13 protein-coding genes are annotated in these 14,849 nt (G+C 68.1%); 6 read left to right on the top strand and 7 right to left on the bottom strand.

Annotation, left to right across the window (positions count from 1 at the left end; translation table 11 throughout):
• Genes nudC through NF699_12770 form a run of 3 tightly spaced genes read right to left on the bottom strand, consistent with a single transcriptional unit; the run spans position 1 to position 3,289 of the window.
• On the bottom strand, positions 1-882 hold the full coding sequence (gene nudC, locus NF699_12780; GenBank protein ID USU03937.1) for an NAD(+) diphosphatase: 882 nt from the start codon (positions 880-882) through the stop codon (positions 1-3).
• The gene (locus NF699_12775) at positions 879-2,231 is read right to left on the bottom strand and encodes a beta-lactamase family protein (protein USU03936.1); all 1,353 of its coding nucleotides are present in this window, start codon (positions 2,229-2,231) and stop codon (positions 879-881) included. The genes nudC and NF699_12775 overlap by 4 nt, the downstream gene beginning before the upstream one ends.
• Positions 2,228-3,289 (bottom strand): A/G-specific adenine glycosylase, encoded by a 1,062-nt coding sequence (locus NF699_12770; protein USU03935.1) that lies wholly within the window; start codon positions 3,287-3,289, stop codon positions 2,228-2,230. Before NF699_12770 ends, NF699_12775 begins: the two co-directional genes overlap by 4 nt.
• Before the next feature lie 26 nt (positions 3,290-3,315).
• Here NF699_12770 and NF699_12765 point away from each other — a divergent pair, with 26 nt between their 5' ends.
• From NF699_12765 to NF699_12755, 3 genes are read left to right on the top strand one after another with little or no spacing between them, the layout of a single operon-like run.
• Positions 3,316-3,828 (top strand): DciA family protein, encoded by a 513-nt coding sequence (locus tag NF699_12765; GenBank protein USU03934.1) that lies wholly within the window; start codon positions 3,316-3,318, stop codon positions 3,826-3,828.
• A complete protein-coding gene (locus NF699_12760; GenBank protein USU03933.1) occupies positions 3,828-4,493 on the top strand; it encodes a DsbA family protein in 666 nt (221 codons plus the stop codon). Before NF699_12765 ends, NF699_12760 begins: the two co-directional genes overlap by 1 nt.
• Before the next feature lie 14 nt (positions 4,494-4,507).
• Entirely contained in the window at positions 4,508-5,236 is a 729-nt protein-coding gene (locus tag NF699_12755; protein USU03932.1) for a DsbA family protein, read from the top strand.
• 249 nt (positions 5,237-5,485) lie between these two features.
• On the opposite strand, the gene NF699_12750 is transcribed toward NF699_12755, so the two are convergent.
• From NF699_12750 to NF699_12740, 3 genes are read right to left on the bottom strand one after another with little or no spacing between them, the layout of a single operon-like run.
• The gene (locus tag NF699_12750) at positions 5,486-6,457 is read right to left on the bottom strand and encodes a thiamine pyrophosphate-dependent enzyme (GenBank protein ID USU03931.1); all 972 of its coding nucleotides are present in this window, start codon (positions 6,455-6,457) and stop codon (positions 5,486-5,488) included.
• A 6-nt stretch (positions 6,458-6,463) separates the two neighbouring features.
• Positions 6,464-6,877: a hypothetical protein gene (locus NF699_12745; GenBank protein USU03930.1), complete on the bottom strand. Its 414-nt coding sequence runs from the start codon at positions 6,875-6,877 to the stop codon at positions 6,464-6,466.
• 45 nt (positions 6,878-6,922) lie between these two features.
• Positions 6,923-7,270: a thiamine pyrophosphate-binding protein gene (locus tag NF699_12740; protein ID USU03929.1), complete on the bottom strand. Its 348-nt coding sequence runs from the start codon at positions 7,268-7,270 to the stop codon at positions 6,923-6,925.
• Between the two features lie 231 nt (positions 7,271-7,501).
• Between NF699_12740 and NF699_12735 the strand changes: the two genes are divergently transcribed.
• The 3 genes from NF699_12735 to NF699_12725 all read left to right on the top strand — a co-directional run bounded on the left by NF699_12735 (position 7,502) and on the right by NF699_12725 (position 13,054).
• Complete coding sequence (locus NF699_12735) at positions 7,502-8,557, top strand: class A beta-lactamase-related serine hydrolase (protein ID USU03928.1); 1,056 nt, start codon at positions 7,502-7,504, stop codon at positions 8,555-8,557.
• A gap of 101 nt (positions 8,558-8,658) precedes the next feature.
• Positions 8,659-11,415 (top strand): DNA polymerase I, encoded by a 2,757-nt coding sequence (polA, locus tag NF699_12730; GenBank protein ID USU03927.1) that lies wholly within the window; start codon positions 8,659-8,661, stop codon positions 11,413-11,415.
• Between the two features lie 124 nt (positions 11,416-11,539).
• Positions 11,540-13,054 (top strand): oligosaccharide flippase family protein, encoded by a 1,515-nt coding sequence (locus NF699_12725; GenBank protein USU03926.1) that lies wholly within the window; start codon positions 11,540-11,542, stop codon positions 13,052-13,054.
• A 205-nt stretch (positions 13,055-13,259) separates the two neighbouring features.
• Here NF699_12725 and purH read toward each other — a convergent pair whose 3' ends face one another.
• Positions 13,260-14,822 carry a bifunctional phosphoribosylaminoimidazolecarboxamide formyltransferase/IMP cyclohydrolase gene (purH, locus tag NF699_12720; GenBank protein USU03925.1) on the bottom strand — a complete coding sequence of 521 codons (1,563 nt, stop codon included), beginning with the start codon at positions 14,820-14,822 and terminating at the stop codon, positions 13,260-13,262.
• Positions 14,823-14,849 lie beyond the last annotated feature (27 nt).

Raw genomic sequence — 14,849 nt, 5'->3', positions numbered from 1 at the left:
TCAGCCGTCCCGCCGCGCCCATTCCGTCAGCAGGGTGTGGGCGATCGCGTAGGATGGCGGGGCGACGAACGGGCCCGGTTCGCCCGCCAGTACCGCACGAACGAGGTCGCGCGGCACCCACATCGCATCCTCGAGCTCGGTGGTGTCGAGTGTGATCGCGTCGTCCTCCGCTTCGCCGATGCAGGCGATCATCAGCGACGACGGGAACGGCCATGGCTGGCTGGAGACATAGCGGACGCCGGTGACGCGGACGCCGGCTTCCTCGTGGATCTCGCGCGCCACCGCTTCCTCGATCGATTCGCCGGGTTCCAGGAAGCCGGCGAGCGCGGAATAGCGCCCCTCCGGCCAGCCCTTGCCGCGGCCGAGCAGCGCGCGGCCATCGTGTTCGGCGATCATGATGACGACGGGATCGACGCGCGGGAAATGCTCTGTGTAGCAGGCGTCGCATTGCCGCCCCCAGCCGGCGCGGAACAGGTGGGTGGTCGACCCGCAACGGGCGCAGAACCGGTGGCGGGCATGCCAGTCGAGCAGGCTGCGCGCCGCCGCATAGGTTGCCGCCTCCCCCGCCTCCAGCGCGCCGAGCACCGCCATCAGCGCGGGCGAGCGCATCGCCGGTGTCGTCCCCTCCCCACTCGCGGGCAGCAGCGCCGCGACATGCGCACGGTCCTGCGCATCGAGGCCGAGCAGCACGATCTCCGCATCGTCGGGCAGGTCGGCGAGGCTGGTCCACGCCAGCCGTCCGTCCTCGATCTGCGGCATCAGCCCGTCGAGTTTGAGCAGTCGGGCGCGCCAGTCGAGCTTCGCCGACAGCGCGGCGGGATCGTGGCGCAGCGCGTCGGCCCGGTCGAGCAGGCCGCCGGTGAAGCCAGGGACGAGGGTCATCGCCGCAACCGCGACAGGTCGGTGGCGAGCGCGCGGACCGCCTCCTGCCGCACCGGCCAGCGATCGGCGGGGAAATAGTTGACCATGATCGTGCCGCGGACCCGCTTGACCGGATCGACGAAGGCGACGGTTCCGGCCGCGCCGCCCCAGCCATAGGTCCCCTTCGACGGCATGCCGCCCGGTCCATCCGCGAGATAGACCGAACCGCCGGCACCGAAGCCCATCGGTACCGCGTTCGCGGAGGCGCCGCCGGTCGCGCCGCCGACGCCGCCGAACGTGACACCGGCGGGCAGCAGGTTCGACATGGCGAGCCGCACCGTCTCGGGCTTCATGATCCGCACGCCGTCCAGGCTACCGCCATCGGCGAGCATGTGGAGGAAGCGGTCGTAATCACGCGCGGACATCACCAGCCCGGCGCCGCCATAGGGGAAGCTGGGCGGTCGCAGGTAGACCGAGGTGGCGGCAGGATCGAGCGGGGCGAGCAGTTCGCCCGTCCACGCATAGTTGGTCGCGAGCCGGCCCGCTTCGGACTGCGGCACGGTCCAGTAGCTCGACGTCATCCCGAGCGGCGCGAAGATGCGGGTGTTTACGAAGGTATCGAACGGCTGGCCCGAGGCGACCTCGATCACGCGGCCCATCACGTCGAGGCCGACCGAGTAGTTCCACGCGGTGCCGGGCTGCGCGATCAGCGGGGCCTTGGCGACCTGATCGGCGAAGGCGGCGAGCGTCGCCGGACGGGCGCGGCGCATGCCCGGCTCGATCGCGGCATTGACCGCGGCGGGCAGGATCCCGAGCCGCTCATACTCCTTGAGCAGCGCACCCTTGGCGATGATGTTGTAGGTAAGGCCGGAGGTGTGGGTCAGCAGCATGCGGATCGTGATCGGCGTCTTCGCCGGCACGCTGGCGAGGCTGGTTTCGGGCGCGGTGGCGACCTTCATCGACCGGAACGCCGGGATGTATTTCGACACCGGATCGTCGAGGCCGATCCTGCCCTGTTCGATCAGGATCATCGCCGCCATCGCCGTGACCGGCTTGGTCATCGAATAGACGCGCCACAGGCTGTCCTGCGTCGCCAGCGGCGCGGCAGGATCGGTGGCGAGCCGGCCCGAGGATACGAACAGCGTCGGACGATCACCGATGCCGAACGCGGCGACGATGCCGGGCATTTTGCCATCGCGAACATAGCCGTCGAACAGTGCCTGGGTGGTCGGCAGGAAGGACTTCCGCAGACCCTGCGAGACGATCTCCGCAGAACGAGGCGCATCCTGTCGCACTGCCTGCCCATTGACCGCCGCGGCAGCGACCAGCGCCACCAGTGCGAGTCCGCCGATCCCGTACACCCGCTTCATCCGTCCCTCCTCAGCACCGCCGACGCGGCTTTTGCGAACAGCGTCGGCAATCCGGCGCGGTCGAGATCCACGATCGGCCACCACATGGCATCATCACCGAATTGATGCGCTTCCGTCAGCGCCACGGCAAGCGACAGTTCGATGTCGAAATGGGTAAATCCATGCGAGACCGTCACATTTCGCAATTCCCAGCCGGCCGCAGCGGGCGCGTCGGCGAGGCCGGGCGAGGCATCGGTCCATGGGCCGGTCGGCAGCGCACGCATGCCGCCGAGCAAGCCCTTGTCGGGGCGGCGGACCAATAGCACGTCATCGCCCCGCTGTAGCCAGAAGATGGTGCCGTACCGCTGCGGCTTCGGCTTCTTCGCGGCCTTCACCGGCAGGCGTTCGGGTGCGCCCCGACGCACCGCAACACAATCATGCTGCAACGGACAGAGCAGGCAGGATGGTTTCTTCGGCGTGCAGATCGCAGAGCCGAGGTCCATCATCGCCTGGGCGAAATCGCCGGCACGGGTATCGGGGGTCACCCGATCCGCAGCCGCGCGGATCGGCACCCGCGCACCCGGCAGCGGCGTATCGATCGCGAACAATCGCGCGACGACGCGTTCGACGTTGGCGTCGACCACGACCGCGCGCTGCCCGAAGGCGATCGCCGCGACCGCGGCCGCAGTATAGGCACCGAGGCCGGGCAGCGTGCGCAGCGTCGCCTCATCGTGCGGGAACGCACCGCCGTGGTCCGCCACCACGACTTTCGCCGCCGCGACCAGATTGCGCGCGCGCGCGTAATAGCCGAGGCCCGCCCAGGCCGCCATCACCTCCGCCTCGTCCGCCGCCGCCAGCGACGCGAAGTCGGGCCAGCGCGCCACCCATGCCGCGAACCGCGGACGCACCGCCGCGACGGTCGTCTGTTGCAGCATCACCTCCGACAGCCATATTCGATAGGGGTCCGCCGCCTCGCCCGGCAGCGCCCGCCACGGCAGCGCGCGGCGATGGGTATCGTACCAGCCGAGCAGCGCGGGGGCGATGCGCGTCGGATCGATCGATGATCGTGTAGCGTCCACGCGCCGGCTATGGCATGGGTCCGCCAATGAGCAAGCGCGCCGGCGCCCCCACATCCGAAGCCCCTCGCCAGAATCGCGCCCGCGCGGTCAGCGAATTGCTGCCCGCGATCCATGGCGCCGCATTCAAGCGATTCGGCTTCGTACAGAGTGCGCTGGTCACCCGCTGGCCGGAGATCGTCGGTGCGCGCTGGGCGGCCGCATCCAACCCCGAATCGCTGCGCTTTCCGCCGGGAAAGCGTGCGGACGGCGTCCTGACCATCGTCGTGCGCGGGGCGCATGCGCCGATGATGCAGCATATCGCGCCCGAGATCATCGAGCGGGTCAATCGCTTCTTCGGCTATGTCGCGGTCGCGCGGCTGACGATTCGGCAGGGCGAGGTGGCAAAGCCGATGCCGCGCAGCGCACCGCCGTCGTTGAAGCCCGCCCCGGCCGAAGTCGGAGAGGGACTGAAGGTGATCGCCGATCCCGAATTGCGCGCCGTACTCGAATCGCTCGCCGCCGGCGTCCACGCCACCCGCGGTCTTCCCAAGGTAGGATGATGATGCGCCTGCTTGCTCCCGTCCCCATCGCGTTCGCCCTGATCGCCGCCGCACCCGCCACCGACTGGAGTCAGGTCGCGCGGCCAACGGCCAAGGGCGCCTATGTCTTCGGCAACCCCGCGGCACCGGTGAAGCTGGTCGAATATGGCAGCTACACCTGTTCGCATTGTGCCGATTTCGCCAACGAGAGCGCGCCGGTGCTGAAGGGGCAGATGATCAAGGCCGGCAAGGTCAGCCTGGAATATCGCCACCTGATCCGCGATCCCGCCGATCTGGGCGCGGCGATCCTCGCGCGCTGCGCGGGGCCGCGCGGCTTCGGCGCGGCGCATGCGATGGTGTTCGCGACCCAAGCGACATGGTTGCCCAAGGTCGCGGCGTATCAGCAGGCCAACCCGTCGATCGACCAGCAACCGCTGGTGAAGCAGGCGCGCCTCTATGCCGATGCCGGCGGACTGATCGCGGCGATGCGCGCACGCGGGCTGACGCCGCGCCAGATCAACGCCTGTTTCGCCGACAAGGCGGGCATCGACCGGATCACGGCGATGACCAGCGACGCACCGGTAGAGGTGCGCAGCACGCCGACCTTTTATCTTGATGGCGAACTCCAGCAGCCGATGGGCTGGAGCCAGTTCGAACCCGTCCTGCGCGCCAAGAGCGCCAAGTAATGGAGCGTAATCGCATGAAGTTGCTCGCGTCCCTGCTGATCCTGCCGCTGGCGATCGCCGGCTGTTCCAGCGAAACCGGCACGCCGTCCGCCCCCGCCAGCCCGGTCGCCGCCGTTACCGCGCCCGCCGGCCAGAACTGGACCGACACCGTATCGCGAACCGCCGAGGGCACGATCGTCGGCAATCCCGACGCGCCGATCAAGCTGGTCGAATATGGCTCGCGCCTGTGCCCGACCTGTGGCGCACTGGCACGCGAGAGCTTCGGGCCGCTGATGAACACCTATGTCAAATCGGGCAAGGTGAGCTTCGAGTACCGCGAATTCCTGGTCCATGGTGCGCCCGACCTGCCGCCGGCCCTGCTCGGCAATTGCACCGATCCCGCAGCGTTCTTCCCGATCCTCGACCAGATGTATCAGGCGCAGGACGGCTTCAACACCAAGCTGCAGGCGACGCCGCAGCCGGTGCAGGCGCAGTTGCAGACCGCCAAGCCGGTCGAGGCGATTCGCATCATGGCCGAACAGATGGGGTTGATCGACTTCGCCAAGCAGCGCGGTATTCCGGAGGCGAAGGCGCGCCAATGCCTCGGCGACATGGCGCAGATCGATCGCTGGACCAAGCAGACGCAGGACAAGAGCGCCGACGGCACCGTCGCGGGCACGCCGACGCTGTTGATCAACGGCAAGAAGGCGGAAGCGGTGAGCTGGGGTCAGCTGGAGCCGTTGCTGAAGGCGGCGGGGGCGTAAGGCGTTCGTTCAAGCCGCGAGTGTCGTAGCCCACCCCCCCCTCCGCCACCGCTAACGCGGCGCCACCTCCCCCTCGCGGGGGAGGATTGGTCCTTCCCGTTCCTCCCTTGCTTGAGCTGGGGAGGGGGACCGTTCGGCGATAGCCGGATGGTGGAGGGGGTGTTTCCGCGAGCGACCGGGTTCGGAGCTTACCTCCCCCCTTCGTCACGGCTTCGCCGCGCCACCTCCCCCTTGCGGGGGAGGATCTGGTTAGCCGGTCACTTCCTTGAACAGCTGGCGCGCGGTGTCGGCCAGCACGCGGCCGGCGCCACGGTCGCCCTTCGCCATCGAGGTCATGAACGCCTTCGCCTGCGCCATCGTCAGGTGCGGTGGCAGCGGGGCGACTTCGGGGTCGGTCTTCACCTCGAGGATCACCGGACGGTCCGATGTGAGCGCGGCATCCCACGCCGCGCCCAGATCCTCCGGACGGTCGACAAAGATGCCCTTCAGCCCGATCAGCTCGGCGAACTTCGCATAGGGGACATCGGGAAGGTCCTGCGTCGTCGGAAAACGCGGATTGTCCTCCATGACGCGCTGTTCCCACGTCACCTCGTTCAGATCCTCGTTATTGAACACGCAGACGATGAATCGTGGATCCGACCAGCGCTGCCAGTATTTCTGTACCGTGATCATCTCGGCGAGGTTGTTCATCTGCATCGCGCCGTCGCCGACCAGCGCCACCACCGGACGATCAGGATAGGCGAACTTCGCGGCGATCGCATAGGGCACCGCCGCCCCCGTCGAGGCGAGGCCGCCCGACAGCGAGCAGCGCTGACCCTGCTTCACCTTGAAATCGCGCGCGAACCAGTTGCAGCACGAGCCGCTGTCCGACGTGACGATCGCGTTCGACGGCAGGCGCGGCGACATCTCCCACACCACGCGCTGCGGGTTGACCGGTTTCGCCTCCGCCAGCGCGCGTGCTTCCAGCGTCTGCCACCATTCGGCGACACCGGCCTCGATATCCTCGCGCCAGCTGCGGTCGGTCTTGCGTTCGATCAACGGTAACAGCGCTTCCAGCGTCTCCTGCGCGCCGCCATGCAGATTGACCTCGGTCGGATAGCGCAGGCCGAGCATCCCGGCGTCGATGTCGATCTGGACCGCGCGGACCTTGCCGTCGGCGGGCAGGAACTCCGCCCAGGGGAAACCGGTGCCGATCATCAGCAACGTATCCGCGCCCTGCATCAGGTCCTACGACGGCCTGGTCCCGAGCAGCCCGATCGCACCGGTGACGAAGGGCAGTTCGTCGGACAGGACATCCTTGCCGAGCAGGGCCTTGGCGATGCCCGCACCGAGCAGGTCGGCGATCCGCACGACCTCGTCGGCGCCCGCGCGTGCGCCGACGCCGATCAGGATCGGGACCTTTTCCCCCGCATTGAGCACCTCGGCGGCGCGCGCCAGATCGGCCGGTTGCGGCACGATGCGCGGGCGGGTGTAGCCGACGCCCGATCGGGTGTAGCCGTGCTGGACCTTCGGCTCCGCATAGGGTTCGTCCTGCACGTCCTTGGGCAGCACGATCACGCCGACGCCGTTGCCCGCCATCGCAATGCGGATCGAGCGATCAGTGACGTGGCGGACCTGTGCCGGGGCGGTCGCCTCCTGCACGTAGTCGGCGACATCGGCGAAGATGCGGTCGAGGTTGAGTTCCTGCTAATAGCTCGCGCCCCGCACCGTCGTTTCGGCCTGGCCGGCGATGTCGACGACGGGCGCGTGGTCGAGTTTGGCATCATACAGCCCGGTCAGCAAATGCGTTGCGCCGGGACCTCCGGTGGACAGACAAACGCCGATCTCGCCGGTGAACTTGGCGTGCGCGGTCGCCATGAAGGCGGCCATCTCCTCGTGCAGGACCTGGATGAACTCGATGCCCTCCCCAGCCTTTTCGGCGCGCTGCAAGGCGCCGATCACGCCGTTGATGCCGTCGCCGGAATAGCCGTAGATGCGGGTCACGTCCCATGCTTTCAGCCGGTCCACGAAGAAGTCGCTGGTCATCGCCGCCATGTCGTCTCGTCCTGTTCGGGTGCAGGAGCGTCAGCGGGTGCTGCGCAGCAATGTTGCGTGCTGCGGTTCGGCTCGCGGTTGCTGCGCTTCATCGCAGCGCTTGCAACGACCGGTTCCCGCCCGGGAATCCGTCGATAAGGATCGCCGATGTTGCGAAGCGGGACCCCAGCCACACCTATGACAGCCTATGGCCGTTCGGCCCGATCCATTGTTGTTATCGGCCTGTGTGCGATGGTCTCCGGCTGCGGCTCGACCTCGCGGCCGAGCGCTGGCGCGCAGGCGCCGGGCGTGTCGGCGCCGGTGGAAGTGTCGATCCCGATCCCCGCAGCCGCGCCGCCCGCGCGCAAGGTCGCGCCGGCGCAACTGACCAGCGCGATCGACGCTATCGCGCGTAATTTCGACGGGAAGTTCGGTATCGCGATCCGTGCGGTCGACGAAGGCTGGACGGTCGCCTCGCCCGGCGCGCGGCTGCGGCTGCCGCAGCAATCGGTCAGCAAATTGTGGGTCGCGATGACGCTGATGGACCTGCGCGATCAGGGCAAGGCACGGCTGGACGACGCGGTGCTGGTACGGCCGGAGGATCTGACGCTGTTCCACCAGCCGATCGCGATGCTGGTGAAGGGGGCGGGCTATCAGACCACGGTCGGCGAATTGCTGACGCGTGCGCTGACGCATAGCGACAATACCGCCAACGACCGGCTGCTGACCTATGTCGGCGGGCCGATCGCGGTGCGGGCGATGATCGAACGCAAGCAACTGGGCGACATTCGCTTCGGCCCCGGCGAGCGCCTGCTGCAATCGCAGACCGCAGGGCTGAACTGGGACCAGTCGATGGCGAAGGGCAACAGTTTCGAGCTGGCGCGGTCGCGGCTGTCACCCGAGGTGCGGGCGGCGGCGCTGGATACCTATGTCAACGATCCGCCGGACGGTGCGGCGCCGCTGGCGATCGCCGATGCGATCTCGCGCCTCGCGCGGGGCGAATTGTTCACCGAGACGTCGACGCGGATCCTGCTCGATACGATGGGCGCGTCGGTGACCGGGCGCGCACGGCTGCGCGCGGCGTTGCCCGCGGGGTGGAAGATCGCGCACAAGACCGGCACCGGGCAGGATCTGGGCCAGCGCAACGCGGGCTTCAACGACGTCGGCCTGCTGACGGCGCCGGATGGCCGCCGCTATGCGATCGCGGTGATGATCGGCGATTCACGCCGCCCGATCCGCGAACGGCAGCAGTTGATCCAGTCGGTCGCGGCGGCGGTGGCGGGGTATGTCGGCGGCGGGCTGAACTGACCGGTCATCCTGTTACCGGGAAGCCACACTCCCCTCACCCGCCACGCCATCGCCAAGGATCGTTTGGCCCGCACCCGCCGATCCGCTAAACGCGGTCCACGATGCCCCATCTCTATCTCGTCGACGGCTCGGGCTATATCTTCCGCGCCTATCACCGGCTGCCGCCGCTCACCAACAAGCATGGCGAGCCGGTCGGCGCCGTCTATGGCTATACCACCATGCTGTGGCGGCTGGCGGACGAGGTTCACGCCGCAGAAGGCCCCACCCACATGGCGGTGATCCTCGACAAATCGTCGAAGACCTTCCGCAAAGAGCTGTACGACCAGTACAAGGCGCACCGACCGCCGCCGCCCGAAGACCTCGTGCCGCAATTCCCGATGATCCGCGACGCCACCCGCGCCTTTTCGCTGCCCTGCATCGAGACCGAGGGGCTGGAGGCGGACGACATCATCGCCTGCTATGCCAAGGCGGCGCTGGCGCAGGGCTGGCTGGTGACGATCGTCAGTTCCGACAAGGACCTGATGCAGCTGATCGAGCCCGGCCTCGACCTTTACGACACGATGAACAATCGCCGGCTCGGCGCGGAGCATGTCGCGGAAAAGTTCTTCGGCATTGCGCCGACGCAATTGGGCGACGTGCTGGCGCTGATGGGCGACAGCGTCGACAACGTCCCCGGGGTGCCGGGCGTCGGTCCCAAGACGGCGGCGAAGCTGATCCTTGAGCATGGCGACCTCGAATCCGTCCTCGCCGCCGCGGAGGGGATGAAGAAGGGCAAGCTGCGCGACAATCTGATCGAGCATGCACCGATGGCGCGGCTGAGCCGCGAGCTGGTGTCGCTGCGCTGCGACGTCGCGCTACCCGAACCGCTGGAAGACCTCGAACTCAAGGGCATTCCCGACGCACCGCTGCGCGCATTCCTGGAGCATCACGGCTTTCGGTCGCTGCTGACCAAGCTGGGTCAGGTCGCCGATGCGCCGGTCGCCGCGCCCGCCGACGTGCCGATGGAGGAGGACCCGCCCTGTAATCTCGACGACTATGAGACGGTGCAGGATCTCGACGCACTCGACCGGTGGATCACGCTTGCGCGGCATCAGGGCTGGATCGCGGTGGATACCGAGACCAGCTCGACCGACGCGACGCAGGCCGAGCTGGTCGGCGTCAGTCTGGCGCTGCACCCCAATCTCGCCTGCTACATCCCATTGGGGCATGGCGGCACCGACCTGCTGGCCGAGGTACCGGTTCAGATCGACATCGATGCGGCGCTGGCGCGGCTGAAGGACCTGATGGAGGACCCGTCGGTCTTCAAGATCGGCCATAACCTGAAGTTCGACATGATCGTGCTGGGCCAGCGCGGCATCACCGTCGCGCCGCACGACGATACGATCGTGATGAGCTTCGATCTCGACGCCGGGCTGCACGGGCACGGCATGGACGAACTCGCCGCGACGCATCTGTCGCACAGCTGCATCGCGTTCAAGGACGTGGTCGGCACCGGCAAGTCGCAGCGCGGCTTCCACGAAATCGATCTGAAGGCGGCGACCCGCTACGCCGCCGAGGACGCCGACGTGACATACCGCCTGTGGAAGCGGTTCAAGGCGCGGCTGCCGGCGGAGGGCTCGACGCGCGTCTACGAGATGGTCGATCGGCCGCTGGTGCCGGTGATCGCGCGGATGGAGATGCGCGGGATCAAGGTGGATCGCGAGAAGCTGTCCGCTTTGTCCGCCGAGTTCAGCGGGCAGATCGCCGGACTGGAGACGGTGATCCACGGCCTCGCCGGCGCACCGTTCACGATCGGCAGCCCCAAGCAGCTGGGCGACGTGTTGTTCGAAAAGATGGGCATCAAGGGCGGCCGCAAGGGCAAGTCCGGCGTCTATTCGACCGACGTCACCGAACTGGAGCGGATCGCCGCCGACAAGGATTCGCCCGGTGCCGAGATTGCGGCGCGGGTGCTCGACTGGCGGCAATTGTCGAAGCTGAAGAACACCTACACCGATGCGTTGCAGGCGCAGATCAACCCGCGCACCGGCCGCGTCCACACCAGCTATTCGCTCACCGGCGCGCAGACCGGGCGGCTGTCGTCGACCGAACCGAATTTGCAGAATATCCCGATCCGTACCGAGGTCGGCCGGCAGATCCGCGATGCGTTCGTCGCGGAACCGGGCAACGTCATCCTCGCGGCAGACTATTCGCAGATCGAACTGCGGCTGGCGGCGCACATGGCCGACGTGCCGGCACTGCGCGAGGCGTTCGCCAATGGCGACGACATCCACAGCCTGACCGCGATGGAGCTGTTCGGCGAGGTCAACCGCGACACCCGCGGGCGGGCGAAGACGATCAACTTCGCTATCCTCTACGGCATCAGCCGCTGGGGTCTCGCGGGGCGGCTCGACGTCGGCGCGGACGAGGCGCAGGCGATGATCGACCGCTATTTCGAACGCTTCCCCGGCATCAACAACTACATCGCGGAGACGACGCAGACGGTGCGCGAGCGCGGCTTCACCACCACGTTGTTCGGCCGCAAGACGCATTTCCCGCGGATCAAGTCCAAGGTGCAGCACGAACGCCAGGGTGCCGAACGCGCGGCGATCAACGCGCCGATCCAGGGCACCTGCGCCGACATCATCAAGCGCGCGATGGTGCGGATGGAACCCGCACTCGCGGAGGCAGGCCTCACCAACGTCCAGATGCTGTTGCAGGTGCACGACGAACTGGTGTTCGAACTGCCCGGGGGCGACGTCGAGGCGGCCAAGCCGGTGATCGAGCGGGTGATGGCAGAGGCGGCAGCACCCGCGGTGGTATTGTCGGTGCCGCTGGGGATCGAGATCGGCACCGGTGCGAGCTGGGGAGCGGCGCATTGATCGCTGGCGTGTCGCTCCTGCCCTCACCCTTCCGCGCGTGCCGCGCTCCCTCCCTCTCCCGACGGGAGAGGGAAAAGACGGCGCACTCGGCGAAGGGTGAGGACATCTGCCTCGCAATTTTGCCGTGACCGACACCAAGGACATCGACGCGCTCGCCAAGGGCGGCCGGACCAACATCGCCGGCTTCGTCCTGCGCCTCGCCGCGCGCATCCCGTTCCTGTTCATCGCCGGGCGATTGTACGGACCGGACCTCGTCGGCCGGTTTGCGCTGGCGGTCGTGGTCGTCGAGCTGGCGGCGCTGGTCGCGACGCTCGGCCTCAAGCGCGGCCTCGCGCAGGCGCTGTCGTCCTCCGATCAGCCGCATGTCTGCGTCGTATGGGACGCGCTGGCGCTCGCCTTCGTGTTGTCGATCGCAGCGAGCGGCGTGCTGATCGCGTTTCCCGAGGTCATGTACGCCAACACGCAGGTGACCGGGCTCGACCGGTTCCTGCCGTGCATCATCGTCGCGGTCGCATGGTCGGACGTCAGCCTCGCCGCGCTCGCCTATCGCCACAACGTGAAAGCCGCGGTTACCGCGCGCGCCGTCGTCGAGCCGTGGACGATATCGATCGCGGCATGGGCGTTTTCGTTCTTCACGATCAAGGACGGGCTGGTGCTGTCCTATGTCGCGTCGATGATCGCGGCGCTGATCGCCAGCATGGTGCCGTTCCTGCGCAGCTATGGCCTGCCGCGCGGATGGTCGCCCAATCTGGGCCAGTTGTTCGCGCTCGCCCGCGCCAATGCGCCGCTGGCCGGCGCGGATGCGCTGGAATGGGGCAGCCGCAACGTCGACCGCTTCATCCTTGGCGTGATGTTCGAACCCAAGGTGGTCGGCATCTATTACATGGCACAACAGGTCGCCTCGCTGCCGCAGAAACTGAAGACCAGCTTCGATCCGATTCTGGGGCCGGTCATCACCCGAAGTCTCGCCGTCAACGATCGCGCCGCGATCGCCAATCAGGTGCGGCAGGTCGCGTTCTGGATCATGGCGGCGCAGGCCGGGCTGGCGCTGATGGGATCGATACCGGCAGAGGCGGTGATGGGCGTCGTCGGGCCGCAATTCGTCGCGGGCAGCGCCGCGCTGGGGTTCCTGCTGGTCGCGGAGGTGCTCGCCTCGACCGGCGCGGTGTGCGAATCGGCGCTGGTCTACACCGCGCGGCATCGTAACCTGATGATCTCGATCGTGATGCTGGGCGTGCAGATCGCGCTGAGCTTCGCGCTGATCGGGGCGATGCGTGCGGCAGGGTGGCCGACGACCTGGCAGGCGGCGGGACCGGCGGTGGCGCTGATGGTGAGTGTCGGGCTGACGTCGGTCATCAAGGCGACGCTGCTCGGGCGCATCCTCGCCGCGCCGGTGTCGCCGTGGCGCTGGCCGCTGCTGTGGGCGGCGGTTGCGGCGACGGTCGTCGGCGGCGTCTTTACGATGCTGCCGCCGCGGCTCGAGTGGCTGGAGTTGGCCGGAGGCGAACCCGCGATCTCCGCGACCTATCTGTTCGTGCTGTGGAAATGGGCGTTCGGCCCGGCGGATCGCGCGCTGTTCGGCAAGATGCCGAAGGCGGAGGAGGCGACGTTGCCGAATGTGGGGTCACCGGTGCGGTGATCCGCCTGGGGGTGGGGGTGCGATCGACCGGGTCCGTCGCTTACCTCCCCCTCCGTCAGCGCTGCGCGCTGCCACCTCCCCCTTGCGGGGGAGGAATGAAAAGAAATCCTCCCCTCGAGGGGGAAGGTGGCGCCGCGTTGGTGGCGACGGAGGGGGAGGTGCCGGATGAACTCCGTGGCGTCGAGACCCGCCGCCGCCAAGGCCATCAGTGGCGGAAGTGGCGCATGCCGGTGAAGACCATCGCCAGACCCGCTGCATCCGCCGCCGCGATGACCTCCTCGTCACGGATCGAACCGCCGGGCTGGATGACCGCCGTCGCCCCCGCCTCGACTGCGGCGAGCAGGCCGTCGGCGAAGGGGAAGAAGGCGTCCGATGCCACCGCCGAGCCGATCGTCCGCGGCGTGTCCCAGCCCGCCTTGTCAGCAGCGTCCTTCGCCTTCCACGCGGCGATGCGCGCGGATTCGAGGCGGTTCATCTGGCCCGCGCCGACGCCTGCGGTCGCACCATCCTTGGCATAGACGATCGCGTTCGACTTGACGTGCTTGGCGATCGTCCAGGCGAAGCGGCAGTCGGCCAGCTCCTGCTCCGTCGGCGCGCGCTTGGTCACCACCGTCAGCTCGCCCGGCGTGCCGGCGTCACGATCCTGCACCAACCAGCCGCCGGCGATCGACTTGGCGAACAGGCCCGCGCGCGCGGCATAGGGTAGGTCGCCGGTCAGCAGCAGGCGCAAATTCTTCTTCGCGGCGAACAGCGCCAGCGCGTCGGCGTCGGCGTCGGGGGCGACGACGACCTCGGTGAAGATGCCGGTGATTGCCTTGGCCGTCGCCGCGTCGAGCGGGCGGTTGACCGCGATGATGCCGCCGAACGCCGACACGGTGTCGCAGGCGAACGCCTCGGCATAGGCCTGTTCGAGCGTGGCGGCGGTGGCGACGCCGCAGGGGTTGGCGTGCTTGACGATGACGCAGGTCGGCTCCGCATCGCGGAACTCGGCGATCAGCTCCAGCGCGGCATCGGCGTCGTTCAGGTTGTTGTACGAGAGCGCCTTGCCCTGCACCTGTCGCGCCTGACCGATGCCGCGGACGCCGTCGTTGGCGGTGTAGAAGGCGGCGGACTGGTGCGGGTTCTCGCCGTAGCGAAGCGATGCGGCGCGGGTCATCGTCACTGGCAGCACAGCGGGGAACGCCTCCGCCTGATCGACGGTGCCGAACCAGCGGGCGATCGCGCCGTCGTAGCTGGCGGTGGCGGCGAAGGCCTTGGCGGCGAACAGCTTGCGCTGGTCGAGCGTCGTCTCGCCCGCCGCAACGATCGCATAATCGCCGGGGTCGGTGACGATCGCCACGTACGCATGGTTCTTGGCCGCCGAGCGCACCATGCTGGGGCCGCCGATGTCGATATTCTCGATCACCGTGTCGCGATCCGCGCCGCGCGCCACGGTAGCCTCGAACGGGTAGAGGTTGACCACCACCAGGTCGATCGCGCCGATACCGTGTTCGGTCATCGCGGCGGCATGTTCGGGATCGTCGCGCACCGCGAGCAGCCCGCCGTGGACCATCGGGTGCAGCGTCTTCACGCGGCCGTCCATCATCTCCGGAAAGCCGGTGAGGTCCGACACGTCGCGCACTTCCAGGCCGGCGTCGCGCAGCGCCTTGGCGGTCCCGCCGGTGGACACCAGCTCCACGCCCTTGGCGGCGAGCGCACGGGCAAGATCGACCACCCCGGTCTTGTCGGACACGGACAGGAGAGCACGGCGGATGGTGATCGTCGACATGGGGATTATTCCTTCGGGCGTTCGCGC

It is taken from the genome of Sphingomonadaceae bacterium OTU29LAMAA1, assembly GCA_024072375.1.
In the GTDB taxonomy this organism is placed as follows: domain Bacteria; phylum Pseudomonadota; class Alphaproteobacteria; order Sphingomonadales; family Sphingomonadaceae; genus Sphingomonas.
The sequence above is the reverse complement of the archived record's forward strand: the minus strand, read 5'-3'. Positions and strand labels throughout refer to the sequence as shown.

Excerpts from the sequence above, each read along its gene's own strand:
- NF699_12740 (USU03929.1), bottom strand. The coding sequence starts at position 7,270 with ATGGCGGCGATGACCAGCGACTTCTTCGTGGACCGGCTGAAAGCATGG.
- NF699_12755 (USU03932.1), top strand. The coding sequence starts at position 4,508 with ATGAAGTTGCTCGCGTCCCTGCTGATCCTGCCGCTGGCGATCGCCGGC.
- polA (USU03927.1), top strand. The coding sequence starts at position 8,659 with ATGCCCCATCTCTATCTCGTCGACGGCTCGGGCTATATCTTCCGCGCC.
- NF699_12750 (USU03931.1), bottom strand. The coding sequence starts at position 6,457 with ATGCAGGGCGCGGATACGTTGCTGATGATCGGCACCGGTTTCCCCTGG.
- NF699_12775 (USU03936.1), bottom strand. The coding sequence starts at position 2,231 with ATGAAGCGGGTGTACGGGATCGGCGGACTCGCACTGGTGGCGCTGGTC.
- NF699_12735 (USU03928.1), top strand. The coding sequence starts at position 7,502 with ATGGTCTCCGGCTGCGGCTCGACCTCGCGGCCGAGCGCTGGCGCGCAG.
- NF699_12765 (USU03934.1), top strand. The coding sequence starts at position 3,316 with ATGAGCAAGCGCGCCGGCGCCCCCACATCCGAAGCCCCTCGCCAGAAT.
- nudC (USU03937.1), bottom strand. The coding sequence starts at position 882 with ATGACCCTCGTCCCTGGCTTCACCGGCGGCCTGCTCGACCGGGCCGAC.
- purH (USU03925.1), bottom strand. The coding sequence starts at position 14,822 with ATGTCGACGATCACCATCCGCCGTGCTCTCCTGTCCGTGTCCGACAAG.
- NF699_12760 (USU03933.1), top strand. The coding sequence starts at position 3,828 with ATGATGCGCCTGCTTGCTCCCGTCCCCATCGCGTTCGCCCTGATCGCC.